Raw genomic sequence first — 17,612 nt, forward strand, 5'->3', positions numbered from 1 at the left:
GCAATAATTAATTTCCTATTAATCGTTTAATCTAAAAAGCTCGTAAACTTCTGTATCTAGTTTTTTTGCTAGTTCTTGGTTGTAAGTCTTTTCATATGCCGGTTCCACGGTAACCTTGCCTCCATAAAACATAACATTCTCTACAGCTTCTACCTCAATGGTTACGACACATAGTTTCATTGTCCGTTCAAATATCTGTGAGACAGTTGCAGTACCTCGTACTTCATAGCAGCTCCCCGCGCCAATTATTCCTACAAGAACATTTGGATTGCTGCGAATGTTATCGATGCTTGAGGCTTTATGGCCTAAGGCAATTTTTATCTGAGTACCGTTAGGTTTGGCATACACCCACGATACAACACTTAATTGAGGTAATTTTGTTTCAGCGTCTAAAGTGACCAATGAAACCATTTTTTCTCCCTGTAAAGAAGAAACTAGTTCTGTGCTCAAACAATCTAACGTTTTGGTCATTGTCATCACCCTTTCTTAATAAACTACGTTCACTGGAAGACCAAGCTCCAGCTTGCCGAAGATTTCACCTACCCAATCAAAATTAAAGGCTGTATGCTGTGCACCGGCATGGATATCACGCCAGAACTGTTGAAGCGGATGGCTCTCTGCAGAAGCTGCTGCGCCACTTGACGTGTAAATCGTCTCCATTATTTCAGCACACATTTCTGCACAGTAGGCGTAATTGCAGCGTAGACGTACTCGTTCTGGATAATCAAGTACGGTGCCAGATTCCACAAGTTCTAATGATTTATGAAGAAGAGCATCTGCAGCTTCAATTTTCGCTGACACCTTAGCGAGCCGAATTTGTTGGTGGGTTAAATTGGCAACCTGCTCTCCACCTCTTGTTTTATTTTTACCAATCACACTATCACGCCAGATGGTATAGGCACCTTTTGTCGCTCCTAGAATCACAGACAATAAGGTTACAGGCATAACGGCAGACAATTGGATACGATAAAGCGTTGCTGTATTGAGGTCCATTCCTGGAGATTGACCGGAAAGATTCCATGGTTCTAACTCCATAGTTCGGTAATCTGGTACAAATACGTCCGTCAACTCTAATAGATTACTGCCTGTTCCTCTCATCCCAATCACACGCCAAATATCAATTACGTTTAAATCACCTTTTGGAACTAGAAAGTATAATGCCTTTTTTCCACTTTCTGTCGGCGCCTCTGCACTAATCATTACCCAGTCACAGTGGTTGATACCTGAAGAAAAACCCCATTTTCCTGTTAAACGATACCCTCCATCCACACGTTTAATTTGTGAATCAGGACTTGGATTAATTGAAGTGGCAAGACATGCATCCGGATTTTCTTTCCATACATCTTCCTGTGCTTTATTTGGGAAGAATGCCAGCATCCAGCTGTGTAACAGTAGCAGTGAATAGCACCAGCCTGCAGAGGCATCACCCTTCGCAACTTCTATAGCAGTATCCGCTAATGTTTTCCAATTGAGTTCATGTCCGCCCCACCGTTTCGGTACCATGGTTCGTACTAAGCCTGATTCAATGAATTCTTGAATGTTCTCTAGTGGTTGATGGCGCAGCAATTCACCCTCTCTTGACCGAGAACGTATTGAAGGAACCAAATTTTTTGCACGTTCCATTGCTTCTTCATAGGACAACTTGTTTAACGTTTGATTCATGTTCCCATCCTCCTGTAATTACTCTATTTGCTTATATCGGGTGTTCCGTAAGTGTGAAATGTTGATGGCAAGGGAGTGCCCCATGCTAACCCTTTTTTACGTTCTTCAGGCGTCCAAGTCACGGTTTCCCAATCTGGCGAGAAGATAAGAAAGCCGCCCGCGCATACCTCAATTCGATTGCCTCCTGGCTCATATACATAGACAAACATCGTTTGACCTGCAACATGTTTATTAGGTGGAGCTTCAATGAATATTCCATTATCTAAAATCACGTCAGCTGCTCGAAGAACCATTTCAGGACTTTCTACTTTGAATGCAGCATGATGAAAACGTCCTTTGATGCCGGATTTATCATGTGAGATGGCGAGGTCATAAGATTTATTGGTAACATGAAGCCAAGCTGTTGTTTGTTTCCCATCATCTGTTATGGCCTGTTCACTCAATTTGAAACCTAGTTGATTGCGGAAGAATAGGCTATCAGCGTCTACATCGGAGCTGAACAAATTGATATGATCCAGCTGTGTAACCGATGCACCTTTAGCAGAATATTTCGCTGGCATATTTTTCAAACCAGGCTTTAAGTGATCGGGTGTGACATATTTTTCTGCTTCATAATAGATTTCTAGCTTATGACCATCTGCATCTGTGAATTGATAGGAGCGGCCGTGGCCGTAATCCCCATCTGTCCATCCCAATCCGAATCCATTTTTTTCAATATCTAGAGCACGTTGTTCGAGTGCATAAGGAGAAAAGGTTCTCATCGCGACGTGACCTAAACCTGCTTGCTTCGCTTCTGTAAGCTTTAAGCTGTATAACTGTTGGTCCCCCCAGCCTCTGAGGAAAACGGATTGTCCCTCGCTATGAACTACTTCCATCCCTAATAATTCTTTGAAAAAGTTTAGGCTTTCGTTTGGCTTTGGTGTCAGTAGTTCGATATGAGCCAAATGGGCAATATCCCTTATCGGTTCATGATTCATGATTGGCTCACCTCTTTAATCACCGTTTCGATGGCTCCAATTCCAGCGATTTCAACCTTTACGACATCTCCATCATGAAGGAATTTATTCTGAGCTTCTCCTACCCCGCCTGGTGTACCAGTACAAACAACATCACCAGGTTCAAGCGTAAAGATCCCCGATAAGAATTCAATTAGGTGATTGACATTGAACAACAACTGTTCAGTATTTGAGTTCTGTCTCACCTCACCATTAACAGTTAAAGAAATATCAAGGGAGTGTGGATTTGTGATTTCATCCTTTGTTACTAACACAGGGCCTAATGGAAGACTTTTATCCAATGTCTTCCCTTGCAGCCATTGAATTGTTCTTTTTTGCATGTCGCGGGCTGTTATATCATTCGCCACCGTGTACCCATAGACATAATCCAGTGCATCATCGTAAGCAATGTCCTTTCCCGCTTTTCCAATGACAAACGCGAATTCAGCCTCGTAATCTAGCTTTTTCGTTAAATTAGAATTGAGCGGAAAGACATCATTTGGTCCTGAAATCGCTGTTGCAAATTTGGCAAAAATAACAGGATGTTGTGGGAAATCGCGTTTCATTTCAATAATATGATTCTTGTAGTTTAAACCCACACAAATGATCTTGTTAGGTTTTAGGACAGGCGCTCCAATTTGTACATTGTCATGTTGATATACAGCTGATGACTGTTGTTTATTTTCTAAAGCATGGGATATTGCTTCCTTAGCTGTTCGAAGTGCCAGGTCACCATTTGCGATAAATTCTGTTGGATTATGCGGCAATAAAGCGGTTGCAATTTCTTCTGCTCTCTCTTGCCCTTGCTTCTTTAATAGTTCGATATATGCTACCTGTGGATCAACAATCGTATTTTCATCTACTAAAACTCCTAGACGTAAAGGTTGCTCATTGGTTGAATATGTCAGTAATTTCAAGTGAATTCCTCCTAGCGTTTTTCTAATTAAGTGTTTTATCTATAAATTCATGATAAAGTACCACGGAACTTTTTTGAAATACATAGATTGTATTTGAGAAATCTTGATTTCTGATAATTAAAGACTTATTGCAAAAAAATAACCCCACGAGTTAGCGGAGTTTTGGTTCTTTTTCAGTTCGCATGTCTTTGGTTACCATTAAGCCAATAACTTCGCTTTGGCGGTAACTATAAACACTCTTTGGTTACCACTCAGCCCACATTTTCGCTCTTGCGGTAATCAAAAACACTCTTTGGTTACCACTCAACATACATTTTCGCCTTTAAGGTAACCAAAAGGACTCCCCGGTTACCGCTAAGCCAACAAATTTCCTTTAGCGGTAACCCTAGGAGTCCCATAGGAATAAAATAGTCAATTTCCCAAAAGATGTTTTTGAAAAAATTCTTCTATCATCTCAAAAATTCTAATTTCACGATTTCGGATATACTCGGTTTCTCCATCCCCTGCCCTGCGAATAGACGCAGAATAGGGCTCGTTATCATCCAATTCATTTTTATTAAAAAATGCGTGTCCTAGACCTTCGATAAGACAGAGGGTCGCCTCATTTCCTTTAGCTATTAGTGCTTGATAAAGCAGTTCACTTTGATGAGGAGCCACTGCTTTATCACTTAACCCATGCATAATTAGAAATGGTGGCAAACCGTTTTTAACATAGGAAATAGGATTCGCTTTCTTGACCAGATCCGGAACAGATTGGATAGGTGCTCCGAGTAATTGTGACTCAGGAGAATCCTTGTCTTCATGTTGTCGAGGCGGTTGCAGCAGATCCGACTCAGGATCAATTGATACAGCGATTTCATTATGGGTATAAGCATCCATTTGCAAAAAGTCAGTAGGTCCATATCCATCTACAACAGCTTGTACGTCACTGCTAAACTCCGCACATCCTAATTCTAAATTCTCGAGAATACCTTCACCTGTGGTACCGGCCAGTGCCGCTAAATGGCCACCTGCAGATGAGCCCCATAGACCAATATGGTCACTATCTAGTCCAAATTCATTTGCCGAAGATCGCAGCCATCGAACAGCTGCCTTCACATCATAAATTTGTGCAGGGAAAGTAGCTTCTCCACTTAAACGATACTCGATACTTGCCATTGCATATCCACGTTCAGCAAACCGTACTCGAAAATCAGGACCTAGTTTTCGATCGCCAATTCTCCAGCCGCCCCCGTGCAGCCAAACAATGACCGGTAAGGGTTTTTCACCACCAATCGGTAAATATAAATCTAATAATAAGGGTTTTCCATTTGGTGCAGCAAACTCAAGGTCACAAACAACCTTTACGTTATACACCATTATTGATTAACCTCTTCTACTGCGGCAGGTGGGACTGGAGGTTTACCAAGTAAAATCAAATCAAGCTCTTCAATTCGCTGAATAACTCGATCAAAACGATATGCTGCCGGCTCACTTGGGAAAATCGGATATTCGTATGGGTCGCCAAGAATTCGGAAGAAATCTTCAAATTGTCCAGGAGTTAACACACCTAAAAACTTTGTATAGTGGGCATCACATCGGAAGCGATGCGGTATTTTCGCCGGCACGTAAGCAAAATCCCCCGGCAGCAGATGCAATTCTTCCCCATCTACCCAAAGTGTCATTTGTCCTTGTAAACACATAAATGTTTCGTTTGTATACTCATGCGCGTGCTCACCAATTGGCAATCCCTTTGGTCCTTCCGATACGAGAGCAAGAAATTGACCAGCTGCAGCCTCTTTCGTGGTTAATAGAGAATGAACAGTATCCCCGCTGAGAAGATGGATTCCTTCCCCTGACTCTAGCACATATGGTTGCACCAGGTCCGGTATTGTACAGCCTTTAACCAACTGAGGTAACCCATTTGTTTGTTGTCTAGGAACAAGTTTAATATCAATATCATCTGGAAGCTCAGAAAAACTTTCTGCAACTAATGGATTTTGCGAAACAGGCGGACGTTCAAATTTATCAAATGGCTCCCCGATGATAGAGTATAATTTTGCTAGATTTCCGTTCATTGTGAACGACCAAAAGCGAGTTCGATGACTCTGCAGCCAATATGCATGAACCGTACCTGCTGGAATGTGTACATAGTCGCCTGCTGTCAATAAATGAACTTGTCCATTTAGTTCAACTTCTAGTCTGCCGTCAAGTACAACGATACCTTCATGTGCTTTTTCATGAACATGTGCAGGAAAATAATCTCCTTTACCACCTGATATCTGTACAATTTCCATCTTGTCACCGGTACTTGCGGTTGTGGCAACAATGGACGCAACTTGAGTACCGAAGAGAAAACGTTCGCCCTCTCCATTTCTAATAAAATACGGTTTTTTTTCATTTGGCAGTTTGCCAACGATTTGCAGGCTCATCTAACTACACTCCTATCTCAACGACTAGTTTTAAGCGCTTTCACATTAACCATAATACGGTTCAAACGGAAATGGAAATATAGGATTTCGATTTCTGTAATCAGAATTTCATATTATTCGGTTTATTTCAAGAAAACTTTAAGTATTTCGTCTATTGTGTTAACCATATGTTAAAATAATAATAAATATATGGCAAGTGAGGACTTATATGGATATTCGACAATTACGTTATTTTATTACAGTAGCGGAGTATTTAAACTTTACCAAGGCAGCTAATCAGCTTTACGTTGCTCAATCAGCGATCAGCCATCAAATTGCGGATTTGGAACAGCAACTAGGCGTAAAACTTTTTATTAGAAACAAAAGATCGGTCCAGTTAACTCCCGCAGGGTCAGTCTTCTTAAAAGAAGCAATTGAAATTGTTGAAAAAACTTCAGGGGCAATTGAAAAAGCTAAACAAACAGATGCGGGTGTCATTGGCAGCCTTTCAGTAGGGTTTCTAAGTGTTCATGTCCGAAGTTTTTTACCAAACGTCATCAAGCAATTCCGTGAGATCCATCCAAAAGTAGAACTTTACCTCAATCACTTTCCTAGTAAAATGCTAAAGGAATCATTAGAAGAAGGTGAAATAGATATAGCTTTAACATTGCCAGCAGGATTGGATAGAATTGAAGAAATTGAAATCCAGTCTGTGGCTAAAGAGCCGTATTGCATCGTCATGCACAAAAATCATCCGCTTTCTGGTCATAAGAAGATTAAACTCTCAGATCTGGCAAATGAGCCCTTTATTATACATAACCGCCATGCTTCTCCCGTAGGTTCGTATGATTTTATTGTACATCTCTGTGAACAAAGCGGTTTCACGCCTAGAATCGTAAGTCAACCAAGATTTGTGGATACTGTTCCTATTCTGGTTGAATCCGAAATCGGAATCTCCATACTTCCAAAAAGTTTCAAAGGTGTATCAAGTTCTTCCCTACGTTTTGTAGAAATCGATGGTGCTGTGGATAGCGATTGTGAACTCGTAATTGCTTGGAAGAAAAACAATTTAAATCCTTCGATACAGCTACTTCTAGATATTCTTGAGAAAGAGATACTGACTCCAATAAGCTGATTGTTCAAGTAGAATTTCTCTTAAAAATTCTTAGTTTATAAACAATGACATCAGTACAGGCCTTTTTTCATACTATATTTTTGGGGTGAGAAAATGCCAAGAATAAATTATAGAAGTTCGGACGTTGACTTAATGGCAAGGATGATGAGGGCAGAAGCCGAAGGTGAAGGAAAACTGGGAATGTTAATGGTTGGAAATGTAATTGTAAATCGTGTTAAAGCAAGTTGTTTAGACTTTAAAGATCTAAGGAACGTTAACGATGTCATTTTTCATGTCCAGGGAGGAAATTTTTCTTTCGAAGCTGTTCAAAAAGGAAATGTATTTTATCAAAGAGCAAGAACAGCAGAAAAAAGATTAGCAAGACAGACTTTGGAGTCTTGGAGACAACACCCATCAAAATATGCCCTTTGGTATTTTAACCCGTATGCTCCATGTCCGCCAACATGGTACGGCCAACCTCATTCCGGTCAATTCAAGCAGCATTGTTATTATGAACCAAAAGCCGGAACATGTGATAGTGTTTATAAAGGAGCTTAAGCTTACTCATTGAGTAAGCTTTTTTAAATATTATTCGGTTTTTTTCAGAATCCGCCATTAGTATGTAGAAATGTTAAGGTAAATATAATTTAGTTCTATCTTAAAATTAGCCAGTTTACACAGTCTCTTAAGACATTCAAAAAATTCTCGTTCAATAGTCCGTCTTTATTATGGGCAGGTGTTAAACAACATACTTTTCCCTCTCCATAACGGTGGAACCACCCTGCATCAGATTGGCCGTCAATAGACTCAGAGACGAGAAATACATTTGTATTTTCCTTATCACAATCAACAAAATAATGTTCATCAACCAATTCAAATGCAGTAGAACTTGGAACGACAGTATTTCCATCGAAAGCTTTGTAATGGACTATTTGTTGCTTTTCTGGGTGATACAAAAAAGACCCCTTTACCATTTTTACATAAGATCCTTCAACAGGATATGATGCTAAGCCAGAATGCCACGCAAGCCAATTCCCGCCATTCTCCACATAATTTGTAATTACTAACGAGAGTTCTTCTGTCATCCATGTCTCTGTGTTTTCATCCAAAGGATTGTATCTATTTTCTTTAAAAAGAATCACCGCATCTGGCTTAGTCCTAAGTACTTCTGGTAATTGTTTTGGCTGGCAATAGTCAATTTGCACGTCTTGCTTTCCTTCGTTCAAAGCAGTTTCAAGTGTTTGTTTTGCCCATTCATACGAATGATAATAATCGCCAAGCACGGCTGCTAATCTAACCACTTCTTTCACCCCTCTGTTTCTTGATTATAATGGCATTGGCTGCCCTTCATAGGTGATAAAAACATTTTGACTGCCAATCTCTCGGTTTCCTTCAATAATGTCAAATATACCTTTGGAAGTATCCATTGGGTCCCCAGGTGCACGATCGCCGCCCATATCTGTCTTAATCCAACCAGGATGTATAGAGTAAACGTTTATGTTCTTACTTTTTACATACTGATTTAATTGCTGTGTGAACATGTTCAATGCTGTTTTAGAAGAGGCATACGCATAGTCACCAGCATAAGCATTAGACATACTTCCGGCTTCAGAGGAAATGTTGATGATTGATGCACGATCGCCCATCATTAAAAGAGGCAGGAAATGTTTTACCACTCTAATCGGACCAAAGAAATTGACATCGAACGTTACTTTCATTTGGTCCAGATCCAAGTTCTCAATCTGTTTATCACGTTCTAACAATACCCCAGCATTATTAATGATTGCATCAATAGTTCCAAAGTTTTCTTTCACTAGTATAGCAGCTGATGTAACGGATTCTTCATCTGTCACATCTAAAGGCAGCAGTGAAATTGATTTATAGATTTCTGATTGTGTTAGACTTTCTTCGCTTTTTTTGAGATTTCTGACTCCAGCAAGAATTTGATGTCCCCTTTCAGCCCCAATCTGTGATAAAGCCAATCCTAGGCCTCTATTTGCACCCGTTATCAAAATCCGCATCATTAATCCCACCTATTATGAAATATAAAAGGAGAGGAGTACCATACTAGTATCTCCTCCATAACCTTTCTATCGATCGTTCTCCAACAATTCCATGATAATTTTTAAGTCTTTAAATGTGTCCATGTACGCGTATCTTCCTCCGGTATATTCCCCTTTTTGAAGTAACGGCATTTGCTTACTTTCCATTATGGCTATTTTTTCTTCCATTTCTTCTATGAAGAAAGCAATATGGTGAGGGCCTTCGCCGTGCTCATCTAAATGTTTCCGCCATGTACTTGGATGATGATCCGGTTCGATTAATTCTAATTGAAGAGAGCCCATATCAAAGAATGCTAGTTTTGCGCGAGCCTCAGTTGGGTTTCCTTCAAACTCTGTTTTTGCACGGTCCAATGTATCGGTTAAACTCCACTCGGGTTTTTCTATACCGAAGAAATCTGCGTATTTCTGGCTGGTTCTTTCGATATCATGAACTAGAATACCAATTTGCGCAATTACGTTGGTTCCTAGAAGATTTTTTACTGTCATTTTAGTGAAACCTCCTATTATTTTTGTTCAGGATAAGTGAAGGTTTATGATTAATAGATTTTTCTATTTAACTCATCCTTTATACCTGATTTTCTATAGAAATACGTATTAATAATATCCCGCCATTCTTTAGAATGGCTTGCTTGTTCTTGTAATCTGTTCAAGATATCCTCAAATCGCTCTTGGTCAATCCTATCCTTAAGCTGTAACCAAGTTTCCACTAATTCCTCAACCTCTTCTACTCCTTCAAAGTGAGTATTATAGATATGTTGAATCACCGTTACACCAGATTTCAGCTTATGTGTGTAAGGAACATGATGGAAAAATAACAGCAATTCATCCGGGCATGTCTCAAGGTTTTCATACATATCAGCATTTTCTTTAAAATATTGAGAGGTGTATCCAGATCCTGATTTTACAGTCCTGTCCACTCCAATTCCTTTCCAATCTGCAAAATGGTACGTTCCCCAAACAGAATATTCATACCCATCAACATTTGGTCCATAGTGATGATGTGGATTTACCATCCAGCCGACACCTAGTGGTGAAGTATATTTTTCATAGTTACTCCATGAATTTAACAGCATTTTGCTTACCAGCTCTTTAACCAATTGATCATCCCCAAAGGTTTGACCAATCCATTCATCGGTGATACTTTCAATTGAAAGATCTGGGTTCCATGTCAATCGTCCAAAGCCGTACAGATTAGCTTGTGCGAGCGTATGTCCGGTCCAATTATAATCATTTCCAATATTGGATACAGCAGTAATTCCGCTATAGCTATTTTGAAACAGGGAGCCATCAACAACTTTTTTGACCTCTGAACCTTTTCCTTTTGCATACGTGTCAAAATCAAGGATTTCCTTCCATTGCGGAACGAGATAACAAAGATGTCTTTGTTGTCCTGTATATTCTTGAGTCACTTGGAATTCCAACATTTGATTCGTTTTTTCCATGGCACCAAATAATGGTGAAACACCTTCACGTACTTGGAAATCCATTGGACCATTCTTAATTTGTAAAATGACATTGGAATGGAACTGGCCGTCTAACGGTTTAAAATGGTCGTATGCAGCTCTTGCCCGGTCTGTAGAGCGGTCACGCCAATCTTGGAGACAGTTATAGACAAAACATCGCCAAAGAACAATTCCATTAAAAGGCTGTAGTGCTTTTGCGAGCATATTTGCTCCATCTGCATGATTGCGGCCATATGTAAATGGTCCGGGGCGGTGTTCTGAATCGGCTTTCACAAGGAATCCACCGAAGTCTGGAATATAGCTGTAAATCTCTTCTGTCTTCTCTCTCCACCATTGTCGTACATCTGGATCCAGTGGATCGGCTGTAGATAGATTTCCTATTTGGATGGTGCTTGCATAGTTCACACTTAGGAATGTGGTAACTCCATAGGCTCTAAAAATGCCAGCAACTTCTGCTACTTTAGGCAGCATAGTGCTTGTGATTAAATTCGTCTCAACCTGGTGAACATTTACGTTATTAATAGCAATTCCATTAATTCCAACAGAAGCAAGCAGTCTAGCATAATCTTCAATTCTATTAAGCTCTTGAGAAAATTCATTATCCTTATAGAAGATAGAATTTCCTGCATAACCACGTTCAATACTTCCATCCATATTATCCCACTGGTTAAGCATGCGTAATTGATTTTTAGGATTTTCAACGAGATCAAGCTGTTGTAAATTTTCCCTCTTTTGCATTAAGCGTAATAAATGAAAGACAGCAAATAGAACACCTTTATCCTTTTTGCCCACAAGGAAAATAGTTTTTCTTTGACCAGAGGCAACTGTTTTAATTACATATCCATCATCATTTAGTTGTTTGCCATCAACATCTACTAAATCGACAATCGTATCTATTACAGCTAACACAAGACCAGATTGCTGAGGTTCTGAGCTGGAACCCGGCATTATTCCTAACATAGAAGAAATGCCTTCGATAAGTTCCCTCTTAGCAGATTCCATAACGACAGAGTCCCCTAAGACTGTAAGACTCGTGCACCATTGAGTATATTCTTCGGCTATTGCTCGATTTTCAATCTTTTTATACTGTAGCCATGCGGAATAACTTTCTTTATGCGCTGTCTTGTATAGTTCCATACTATTATTCGAGATATTTTCAAATGTGCTATTCAAAATTTATCCTCCCCAGATGATTGAGTGCAATCTTATTTAGATAACTTCTAAGGCTTGCCCCGCCGGAATAAAGTAGGATGGGATACTTGGAAACATTGTTTGCAGACATTGTGAAAGATATCTCATTCCTGGTTCTTCACTTTCCGCATGTCCAAGAACAATAAGGTTCCTTTGCTTTCCTTGAAATTTCGCATCTCTCACATATTCTGGTGTTTCCCATTCTGGACCTTCTCCATAAATAATCAAATCCAAATTTTCCTGTTCATAAAGTGGGATGCATAAACTTCCCCCGCCACGATAACCAGCTAAGAGCCCGATACAAGTACATTTCATCATTACATCTCCTGAAAAGTGTAAATTCTGTATTCCTAGCCGTTCTTTTAGATACTCGGAAATTTCGGCTACTGTCATGGAAGGAATGCTTAGAATCGTTGCAGCAGGCTGATTTTCCACAATATAAGATTGCCAGTTGAGAGCCTGAATTAAGCCCGCCATAATCCCATCCGGCTTATACCGGTGCCAATAATCATGGAAACGATAGATGGCAAGACCTGACTCCGCAATGAACCTGCGTTTTTCCTTATATACCGAATCCTTTTCCAACGATTCGGTATGGTCGTGATGGCTGTAGTAGATACCTTCATGGGTAATCAACAAATTTGCATCCAGTGCAAGTGTCTGTTCAATTACCTGTTGTGTTGCCATGAAGGCTGTGGCAATCCCCTTTACTTCCGTAGTTGGATCCCCCGCCTTAAGCTTATCCACAGTATTTTGAATTGTATCTACTGGTTCCATTAATTTATCGAGGACATCCTGTACAGTAATAGGCATTATTTTCACCCTCCCAGAAAAAACAATCTACAATGACTTTATTTAGCTACTTGCTTCCTTCAAAAAAAGCCTGGTGCAATTAGGTTAACCCGTATTCCATTTTCCACTGCCTTTAAAGATGACTTCCCTACTAATCTATGACTAAAATTGGACAACCTTCCAAAAAGACTGTTTTGGTTGATGATTTTCGTCAAAAAGAAAAGGCCAATTTTTTCTTCCTCTTACAGGAAAATCGCTTAACCATGTATAATCATCGGCTGCGCCCCAAAATGTTACAGAAGTGATATGATCTCTATATTGTCTAAGCAATTGAAATACTTGATGATATCTTTCAGCCTGCAATTCTAACATTTCAGAAGTAGGTTCTGTGAGGTCTGTCCGTTTATCTTCAAAGTTAAAGACGGAAAGATCTAATTCTGTTAGATGCAGCTTCAAGCCAAGAGATGCGTATCGTTCAATCGCTGTACGAATATCTTCAAGACTTGGATTTACTAGATTCCAATGCGCCTGAAGGCCAATTCCGTGAATGGGAACACCCTTTTCAACTAATGATTTGACAAGCTTATATATTTTTTCACGCTTTTCGGGATTGGATTCATTATAGTCATTGTAAAAAAGCAGCGCGTCCGGGTCAGCCTCATGTGCAAATTCAAATGCTCTTTCGATATAATCCTCTCCGATTATTTCTAGCCATTTTGTAGGGCGTAATATTTCTGTTCCCTCATCGGTTACCGCTTCGTTTACCACATCCCAGCAGAAAACCGTCCCTTTATATCTGTTCATTACCGTATTGATATGTTCCTTCATTCGTTGTAAAAGTGTTTCTCTATCGGCGTTTTCAAATACCCAGTCAGGCGTCTGATTATGCCAGACTAATGTATGTCCGCGCATTTTGATTCCATTTTCATTCGCAAAAGCAGCCAATTGGTCGGCACTTTGAAATGTAAACTGCCCCTCAGCAGGTTGGATTTCGACGAATTTCATTTCATTTTCAGCAGTTATACTATTAAAATGGTTTCTTAATAAATCCTTTTGTGACTCTATCGTTCTTAAATTTACAGCGGCACCAACATTAAAAAATTCTTCATACACTTTAGATAAAGAAGGAACTTCTACTTTGGTTTTTACCATTATTGATCTCTCCTTAAATCTTTGATTTTATTAATAGAATCAGATGAGAGAACTCATCTGATTCTTTTTTCAACCTTTAACTCCGCCCAATGTTAACCCTTTAACAAAATATTTTTGCAGGAATGGATAAACCATAATGATTGGAAGACTTGCTACAATGGTCATCGTAGCCCTGATCGATGTTGGTGAAACCATGTTGGCGCTTGCATTGGCATTGGCAAAGGCGTCTGCAGCAGTTTTACCAGACATCGACGCGTTTGAATTCTGCAGAATCTTCATTAGCTCATACTGAAGGGTAGATAAGTTAGCGCTTGATGAATTGTATAAGAATACATCAAACCAGGAATTCCATTGGTAAACCGCTACAAACAATGATACAGTCGCTAATACCGGCAGAGATAATGGCAGGACAACCTTGATAAAAATGGTAAAATCCCCTGCTCCATCTATCTTTGCAGATTCAAATAAACTTTCTGGGATTCCTTCAATAAAGGAACGAATGACGATTAAATTAAATACGCCAATGATTCCTGGAACAATATAAACCCAAAAACTATCTAGTAAATTTAATTCTTTCACTAATAGATAGTTCGGAATCAATCCACCGTTAAAATACATCGTTAAAACGAATGCAATAGTTACAAATTTCTTTAGTACGAAATCCTTTCGGCTAATGGTATATGCCACCATTGCGGTACCCAATACGGATGTTAGTGTCCCGATAATCGTTCTTAAAACTGAAATGAAGAAAGAATTTACGATACTCGCTTCACCAAAGACGTGTTCATAGTTTGCCCATGTAAACTCTCGCGGCCAGAGGTAAATTCCTCCCCGTAACGAATCACTAGCTTCATTGAAAGAAACAGCCAGCTGATTGAGAAACGGATATAACATGACCACGCAAAGCAAAACTAAAAAAGTATAATTGAAAATATCAAATAAATAATCGCCTACACCGGAGTGATGTCGAGTAGCTTTGAAAAATCGTCTCTGTGCCATAAAGTTCCCCCCCCTAGAAAAGCCTTGGCTGACCAAATCGTTTGGCAATATGGTTTGCGGTAAATAAGAAGATGAAGCTCACTACGGTTTTAAAGATACCGGCAGCGGTTGCAAGCGAGAAGTTCCCCATTGACATACCGTATTTTAATACATAAATATCAAGATTTTCTGAGTAAGCTAGGTTCATAGGATTTCCTAATAGATACTGTGCTTCAAAGCCTGATTCTAGAATGTAACCTAAGTTCATGATGAGCAAGATAATAATCGTTGGCTTTAAAGATGGGAGTGTAATATGTCTTATCCTTTGGAATCTAGATGCTCCATCAATATCAGCAGCCTCATATTGTTCTGGATCAATCATGGTGATCGCTGCTAAATAAATGATGGTATTCCAGCCCACATTTTTCCAAACCTCTGTCAGCCCGTTGATGACCCAGAACCATTTTTCCTTACCAAGCCATAGAATGGGTTCGTCTATAATACCCAAGTTTACCAATACGATATTAACGATTCCGTTTTCAAGCGAAAGGCTGTAAGAGACAATACTAGCTGCAACTACCCATGATATAAAGTGCGGCAGATAACTGATAGTTTGTACTGACTTCTTGAATCTGATATGTCTAATTTCATTTATCAGAAGGGCAAGACCGATTGCCGTAACAAAACCTAATACTAGGTTAATCGTGCTCATGCCGATGGTATTCCGAAGCACGCGCCAAAAATTATCGTCCGTGAATAAAAACTTAAAATGTTCTAACCCAATCCATTCCTGATCAGTTAGACTTCTTGCTGGCTTAAAATCCTGGAAGGCAATCGACCAACCCCACAATGGAATATACTTAAAAACAATTAACCAAACCAAGAATGGCAGACTCATGGCCAATAATGCTTTTTGTGACATCATTCTCTGAAAGAATGACTTTTTTGATTTGGCAGAGATGGAAACAGAAGGATTTATTACCTCTTTTGCTATTTTGGAACCAATCTGCATTCTTACCCCTCCTCTTTTCTGAAAGTCCTTATCCTAAAATAATAAGCTGCCCTCTTAGGTACTGGTTAAAAGAAGGGAGCGGCTTATGATTTCAAGATAGTGAAGCTTTAAAGCAAGAAGCCGATATAGCCAATTGGGCGATATCGGCCTCCTTTTTTAACATTCTATTAAACTATTTCTTCGGAGCTGCTTTAATACGTTCTTCTACGACCTTGTCCATAAACTTTTCTAATGCTTTTGCGTCTAAAGTATTAAACTCTTTAATATATTCGTCCCAAACTTTATCAAAATCACCCGGCTTAGCTAGAACTAATTTAGGGAAATAAACTTTAGTTAAGTCTGTTTTTCTTTGACCAAAGATTTGAGCATCTGATCCTTGTTCAATAACAGCAGACCATGTTGGATACCAAGGGCGATCGTCTGGATCGGCAAATAAATCAGAGAATACCTTCGCGCCATATGCTTCTAGAATCGCCTTATCACCATCCGTGTATGCTACTTGAGCTACTTCAGGCTGTTTTCCAGGAACCCATGTGTTTCCGTCACTGTAAAGCATGTCTCCCATTGGCCAGTAGTACTCAAAAGTGTTTAAACCGGACTTATCACGGAAGGCTTCATCACTTGTTTTTGCATACTGTTCTTGAGTTTGGAAGAATTTCCCTTTATCATCCACACTATAAGTCTCGTCTTTAATACCCCAGAACATTAACTTTTGGTTTTCTTCTTTAGCCATGTTATCGAAGTACTTAATGATACGTACTGGATCTTTCGCACTTACTGTAATACCAACACCACGGTTATTAATGAATGCCGGTGGATCGATATATTGATCTTTTTCTCCATCAAATGTGATTGGAAGCGGCATATAACGTAAATCGTCATTACCAGCTACTTTCAGGTTATCTAAAGCTTGTTGAACCTGCCAGCCGTAATCAAAGAACCCTAATACACGGCCTGAAGCTAACTTAGCAAGATATTCATCGTAGTTTGCAACGAAAGATTCTTTATCAAATAAGCCTTTGTCGTTTAGTTCATTTAGCTCTTTCATATAACGTTTTGTGATATCGTTATCAGCGTATACATCTGTTTTATGTGTTTTCATATCTACAATCACTTCACCATCATTCGGGTAGCCTGCTAGATGGTTAGGGACGTTAGATAGTGCAAAGAAGCGCCAGTCATAAGTTAAAGCTGTAAAACCAATCGTTGAAGCTCCATTCACTTCAGGATGTTTCTTTTGATAGTCTTCAATTAACGCAAAATATTCATCTAATGTTTTTATTTTTGGATACCCAGCTTCCTTTAAAATGCCGCGTTGAATCCAGAATGCACCTTGAGTGATATTCGGGTCCTTAATATAGCCATGCTTAGCTGCGAATGGAAGGAAGTTAATCTTTCCATCCTTATCTTTCATTTGCTCCCAGTGCGGTCCGTATAATTTTTTAAGATTAGGGCCATGTTCTTCAATCAATTCAGTAAGATCAATAAATGCACCTGCGTCTAGTACTTTATCAATTGCAATATCCGGAACAAGTACATCTGGATACTTTCCACTTGCGATCATTGTTCCAATTTTAGTGTTAATGTCACCTACTAGGTACTCAGTTTTGAAGTTAACTCCCGTTTGATCTTCAAATATTTTCCCAATAGTGGTTTCATTTGTGTTTCCGTCTTTCCCTGGGGAAGCTGCGTTAAAATAAGTAAAGGTTACTTTGTCTTTTGAATCACCAGATCCGTCTGCATTCCCGCTTGTTTCTTTATCCTTTTCACAGCCTGCAACTGCAATTAACAGGATAAGCATTAAGAGTACTGAGAGAAACTTTTTTGCCATTTTTGAACCCCCTTTTTATTTGTGAAAGCACTTTCATTGTATAATCTAAGGG

General features: G+C 39.4%; 17 protein-coding genes. 2 read left to right on the plus strand and 15 right to left on the minus strand.

All coding sequences use genetic code 11. From position 1 onward, the window contains the following. Nucleotides 1–18: 18 nt before the first annotated feature. From ABC255_RS19300 to ABC255_RS19325, 6 genes are all read right to left on the minus strand, one after another. Complete coding sequence (locus ABC255_RS19300) at nucleotides 19–450, minus strand: PNPOx family protein (RefSeq protein ID WP_412996045.1); 432 nt, start codon at nucleotides 448–450, stop codon at nucleotides 19–21. Between the two features lie 36 nt (nucleotides 451–486). After that, nucleotides 487–1,662, minus strand: a complete 1,176-nt coding sequence (locus ABC255_RS19305) for an acyl-CoA dehydrogenase family protein (RefSeq protein WP_412996046.1) — start codon at nucleotides 1,660–1,662, stop codon at nucleotides 487–489. Between the two features lie 23 nt (nucleotides 1,663–1,685). Then, nucleotides 1,686–2,639, minus strand: a complete 954-nt coding sequence (locus ABC255_RS19310) for a VOC family protein (RefSeq protein WP_412996048.1) — start codon at nucleotides 2,637–2,639, stop codon at nucleotides 1,686–1,688. Continuing rightward, a complete protein-coding gene (locus ABC255_RS19315; RefSeq protein WP_412996050.1) occupies nucleotides 2,636–3,574 on the minus strand; it encodes a fumarylacetoacetate hydrolase family protein in 939 nt (312 codons plus the stop codon). The genes ABC255_RS19310 and ABC255_RS19315 overlap by 4 nt, the downstream gene beginning before the upstream one ends. 411 nt (nucleotides 3,575–3,985) lie before the next feature. Beyond that, entirely contained in the window at nucleotides 3,986–4,933 is a 948-nt protein-coding gene (locus ABC255_RS19320; RefSeq protein WP_412996052.1) for an alpha/beta hydrolase fold domain-containing protein, read from the minus strand. Continuing rightward, nucleotides 4,933–5,985: a quercetin 2,3-dioxygenase gene (locus ABC255_RS19325; protein ID WP_412996054.1), complete on the minus strand. Its 1,053-nt coding sequence runs from the start codon at nucleotides 5,983–5,985 to the stop codon at nucleotides 4,933–4,935. Before ABC255_RS19325 ends, ABC255_RS19320 begins: the two co-directional genes overlap by 1 nt. Nucleotides 5,986–6,193: 208 nt before the next feature. On the opposite strand from ABC255_RS19325, the gene ABC255_RS19330 reads away from it, so the two are divergent. Beyond that, on the plus strand, nucleotides 6,194–7,099 hold the full coding sequence (locus ABC255_RS19330) for a LysR family transcriptional regulator (RefSeq protein WP_412996056.1): 906 nt from the start codon (nucleotides 6,194–6,196) through the stop codon (nucleotides 7,097–7,099). Between the two features lie 93 nt (nucleotides 7,100–7,192). Beyond that, entirely contained in the window at nucleotides 7,193–7,636 is a 444-nt protein-coding gene (locus ABC255_RS19335) for a cell wall hydrolase (RefSeq protein ID WP_412996058.1), read from the plus strand. Between the two features lie 95 nt (nucleotides 7,637–7,731). On the opposite strand, the gene ABC255_RS19340 is transcribed toward ABC255_RS19335, so the two are convergent. The 9 genes from ABC255_RS19340 to ABC255_RS19380 form a co-directional block, all read right to left on the minus strand. Continuing rightward, nucleotides 7,732–8,379 carry a ThuA domain-containing protein gene (locus tag ABC255_RS19340; protein ID WP_412996060.1) on the minus strand — a complete coding sequence of 216 codons (648 nt, stop codon included), beginning with the start codon at nucleotides 8,377–8,379 and terminating at the stop codon, nucleotides 7,732–7,734. 24 nt (nucleotides 8,380–8,403) lie between these two features. Beyond that, nucleotides 8,404–9,099, minus strand: coding sequence for an SDR family oxidoreductase (locus tag ABC255_RS19345; RefSeq protein WP_412996062.1), 696 nt, complete (start codon nucleotides 9,097–9,099; stop codon nucleotides 8,404–8,406). Between the two features lie 69 nt (nucleotides 9,100–9,168). Continuing rightward, entirely contained in the window at nucleotides 9,169–9,627 is a 459-nt protein-coding gene (locus tag ABC255_RS19350) for a VOC family protein (protein ID WP_412996064.1), read from the minus strand. 50 nt (nucleotides 9,628–9,677) lie between these two features. Next, nucleotides 9,678–11,741: an alpha-glucuronidase family glycosyl hydrolase gene (locus ABC255_RS19355; RefSeq protein ID WP_412998592.1), complete on the minus strand. Its 2,064-nt coding sequence runs from the start codon at nucleotides 11,739–11,741 to the stop codon at nucleotides 9,678–9,680. Between the two features lie 72 nt (nucleotides 11,742–11,813). After that, complete coding sequence (locus ABC255_RS19360) at nucleotides 11,814–12,608, minus strand: Nif3-like dinuclear metal center hexameric protein (RefSeq protein WP_412996066.1); 795 nt, start codon at nucleotides 12,606–12,608, stop codon at nucleotides 11,814–11,816. Nucleotides 12,609–12,749: 141 nt separating this feature from the next. Continuing rightward, a complete protein-coding gene (locus tag ABC255_RS19365) occupies nucleotides 12,750–13,739 on the minus strand; it encodes an endo-1,4-beta-xylanase (protein ID WP_412996067.1) in 990 nt (329 codons plus the stop codon). A gap of 69 nt (nucleotides 13,740–13,808) precedes the next feature. Next, complete coding sequence (locus ABC255_RS19370) at nucleotides 13,809–14,738, minus strand: carbohydrate ABC transporter permease (RefSeq protein ID WP_412996069.1); 930 nt, start codon at nucleotides 14,736–14,738, stop codon at nucleotides 13,809–13,811. Between the two features lie 13 nt (nucleotides 14,739–14,751). Beyond that, nucleotides 14,752–15,729: an ABC transporter permease gene (locus tag ABC255_RS19375; protein ID WP_412996071.1), complete on the minus strand. Its 978-nt coding sequence runs from the start codon at nucleotides 15,727–15,729 to the stop codon at nucleotides 14,752–14,754. Nucleotides 15,730–15,901: 172 nt separating this feature from the next. After that, nucleotides 15,902–17,560, minus strand: a complete 1,659-nt coding sequence (locus ABC255_RS19380) for an ABC transporter substrate-binding protein (RefSeq protein WP_412996073.1) — start codon at nucleotides 17,558–17,560, stop codon at nucleotides 15,902–15,904. Nucleotides 17,561–17,612 lie beyond the last annotated feature (52 nt).

It is taken from the genome of Neobacillus canaveralius (genome assembly GCF_047237705.1).
Taxonomy (GTDB): domain Bacteria; phylum Bacillota; class Bacilli; order Bacillales; family Cytobacillaceae; genus Neobacillus; species Neobacillus niacini_K.

Bases quoted from the DNA above. Each gene is read 5' to 3' on its own strand.
- ABC255_RS19330 (WP_412996056.1), top strand. From the start codon at position 6,194: ATGGATATTCGACAATTACGTTATTTTATTACAGTAGCGGAGTATTTA.
- ABC255_RS19370 (WP_412996069.1), bottom strand. From the start codon at position 14,738: ATGGCACAGAGACGATTTTTCAAAGCTACTCGACATCACTCCGGTGTA.
- ABC255_RS19345 (WP_412996062.1), bottom strand. From the start codon at position 9,099: ATGCGGATTTTGATAACGGGTGCAAATAGAGGCCTAGGATTGGCTTTA.
- ABC255_RS19325 (WP_412996054.1), bottom strand. From the start codon at position 5,985: ATGAGCCTGCAAATCGTTGGCAAACTGCCAAATGAAAAAAAACCGTAT.
- ABC255_RS19375 (WP_412996071.1), bottom strand. From the start codon at position 15,729: ATGCAGATTGGTTCCAAAATAGCAAAAGAGGTAATAAATCCTTCTGTT.
- ABC255_RS19350 (WP_412996064.1), bottom strand. From the start codon at position 9,627: ATGACAGTAAAAAATCTTCTAGGAACCAACGTAATTGCGCAAATTGGT.
- ABC255_RS19380 (WP_412996073.1), bottom strand. From the start codon at position 17,560: ATGGCAAAAAAGTTTCTCTCAGTACTCTTAATGCTTATCCTGTTAATT.
- ABC255_RS19320 (WP_412996052.1), bottom strand. From the start codon at position 4,933: ATGGTGTATAACGTAAAGGTTGTTTGTGACCTTGAGTTTGCTGCACCA.
- ABC255_RS19335 (WP_412996058.1), top strand. From the start codon at position 7,193: ATGCCAAGAATAAATTATAGAAGTTCGGACGTTGACTTAATGGCAAGG.
- ABC255_RS19355 (WP_412998592.1), bottom strand. From the start codon at position 11,741: ATGGAACTATACAAGACAGCGCATAAAGAAAGTTATTCCGCATGGCTA.
- ABC255_RS19310 (WP_412996048.1), bottom strand. From the start codon at position 2,639: ATGAATCATGAACCGATAAGGGATATTGCCCATTTGGCTCATATCGAA.
- ABC255_RS19305 (WP_412996046.1), bottom strand. From the start codon at position 1,662: ATGAATCAAACGTTAAACAAGTTGTCCTATGAAGAAGCAATGGAACGT.
- ABC255_RS19365 (WP_412996067.1), bottom strand. From the start codon at position 13,739: ATGGTAAAAACCAAAGTAGAAGTTCCTTCTTTATCTAAAGTGTATGAA.
- ABC255_RS19360 (WP_412996066.1), bottom strand. From the start codon at position 12,608: ATGCCTATTACTGTACAGGATGTCCTCGATAAATTAATGGAACCAGTA.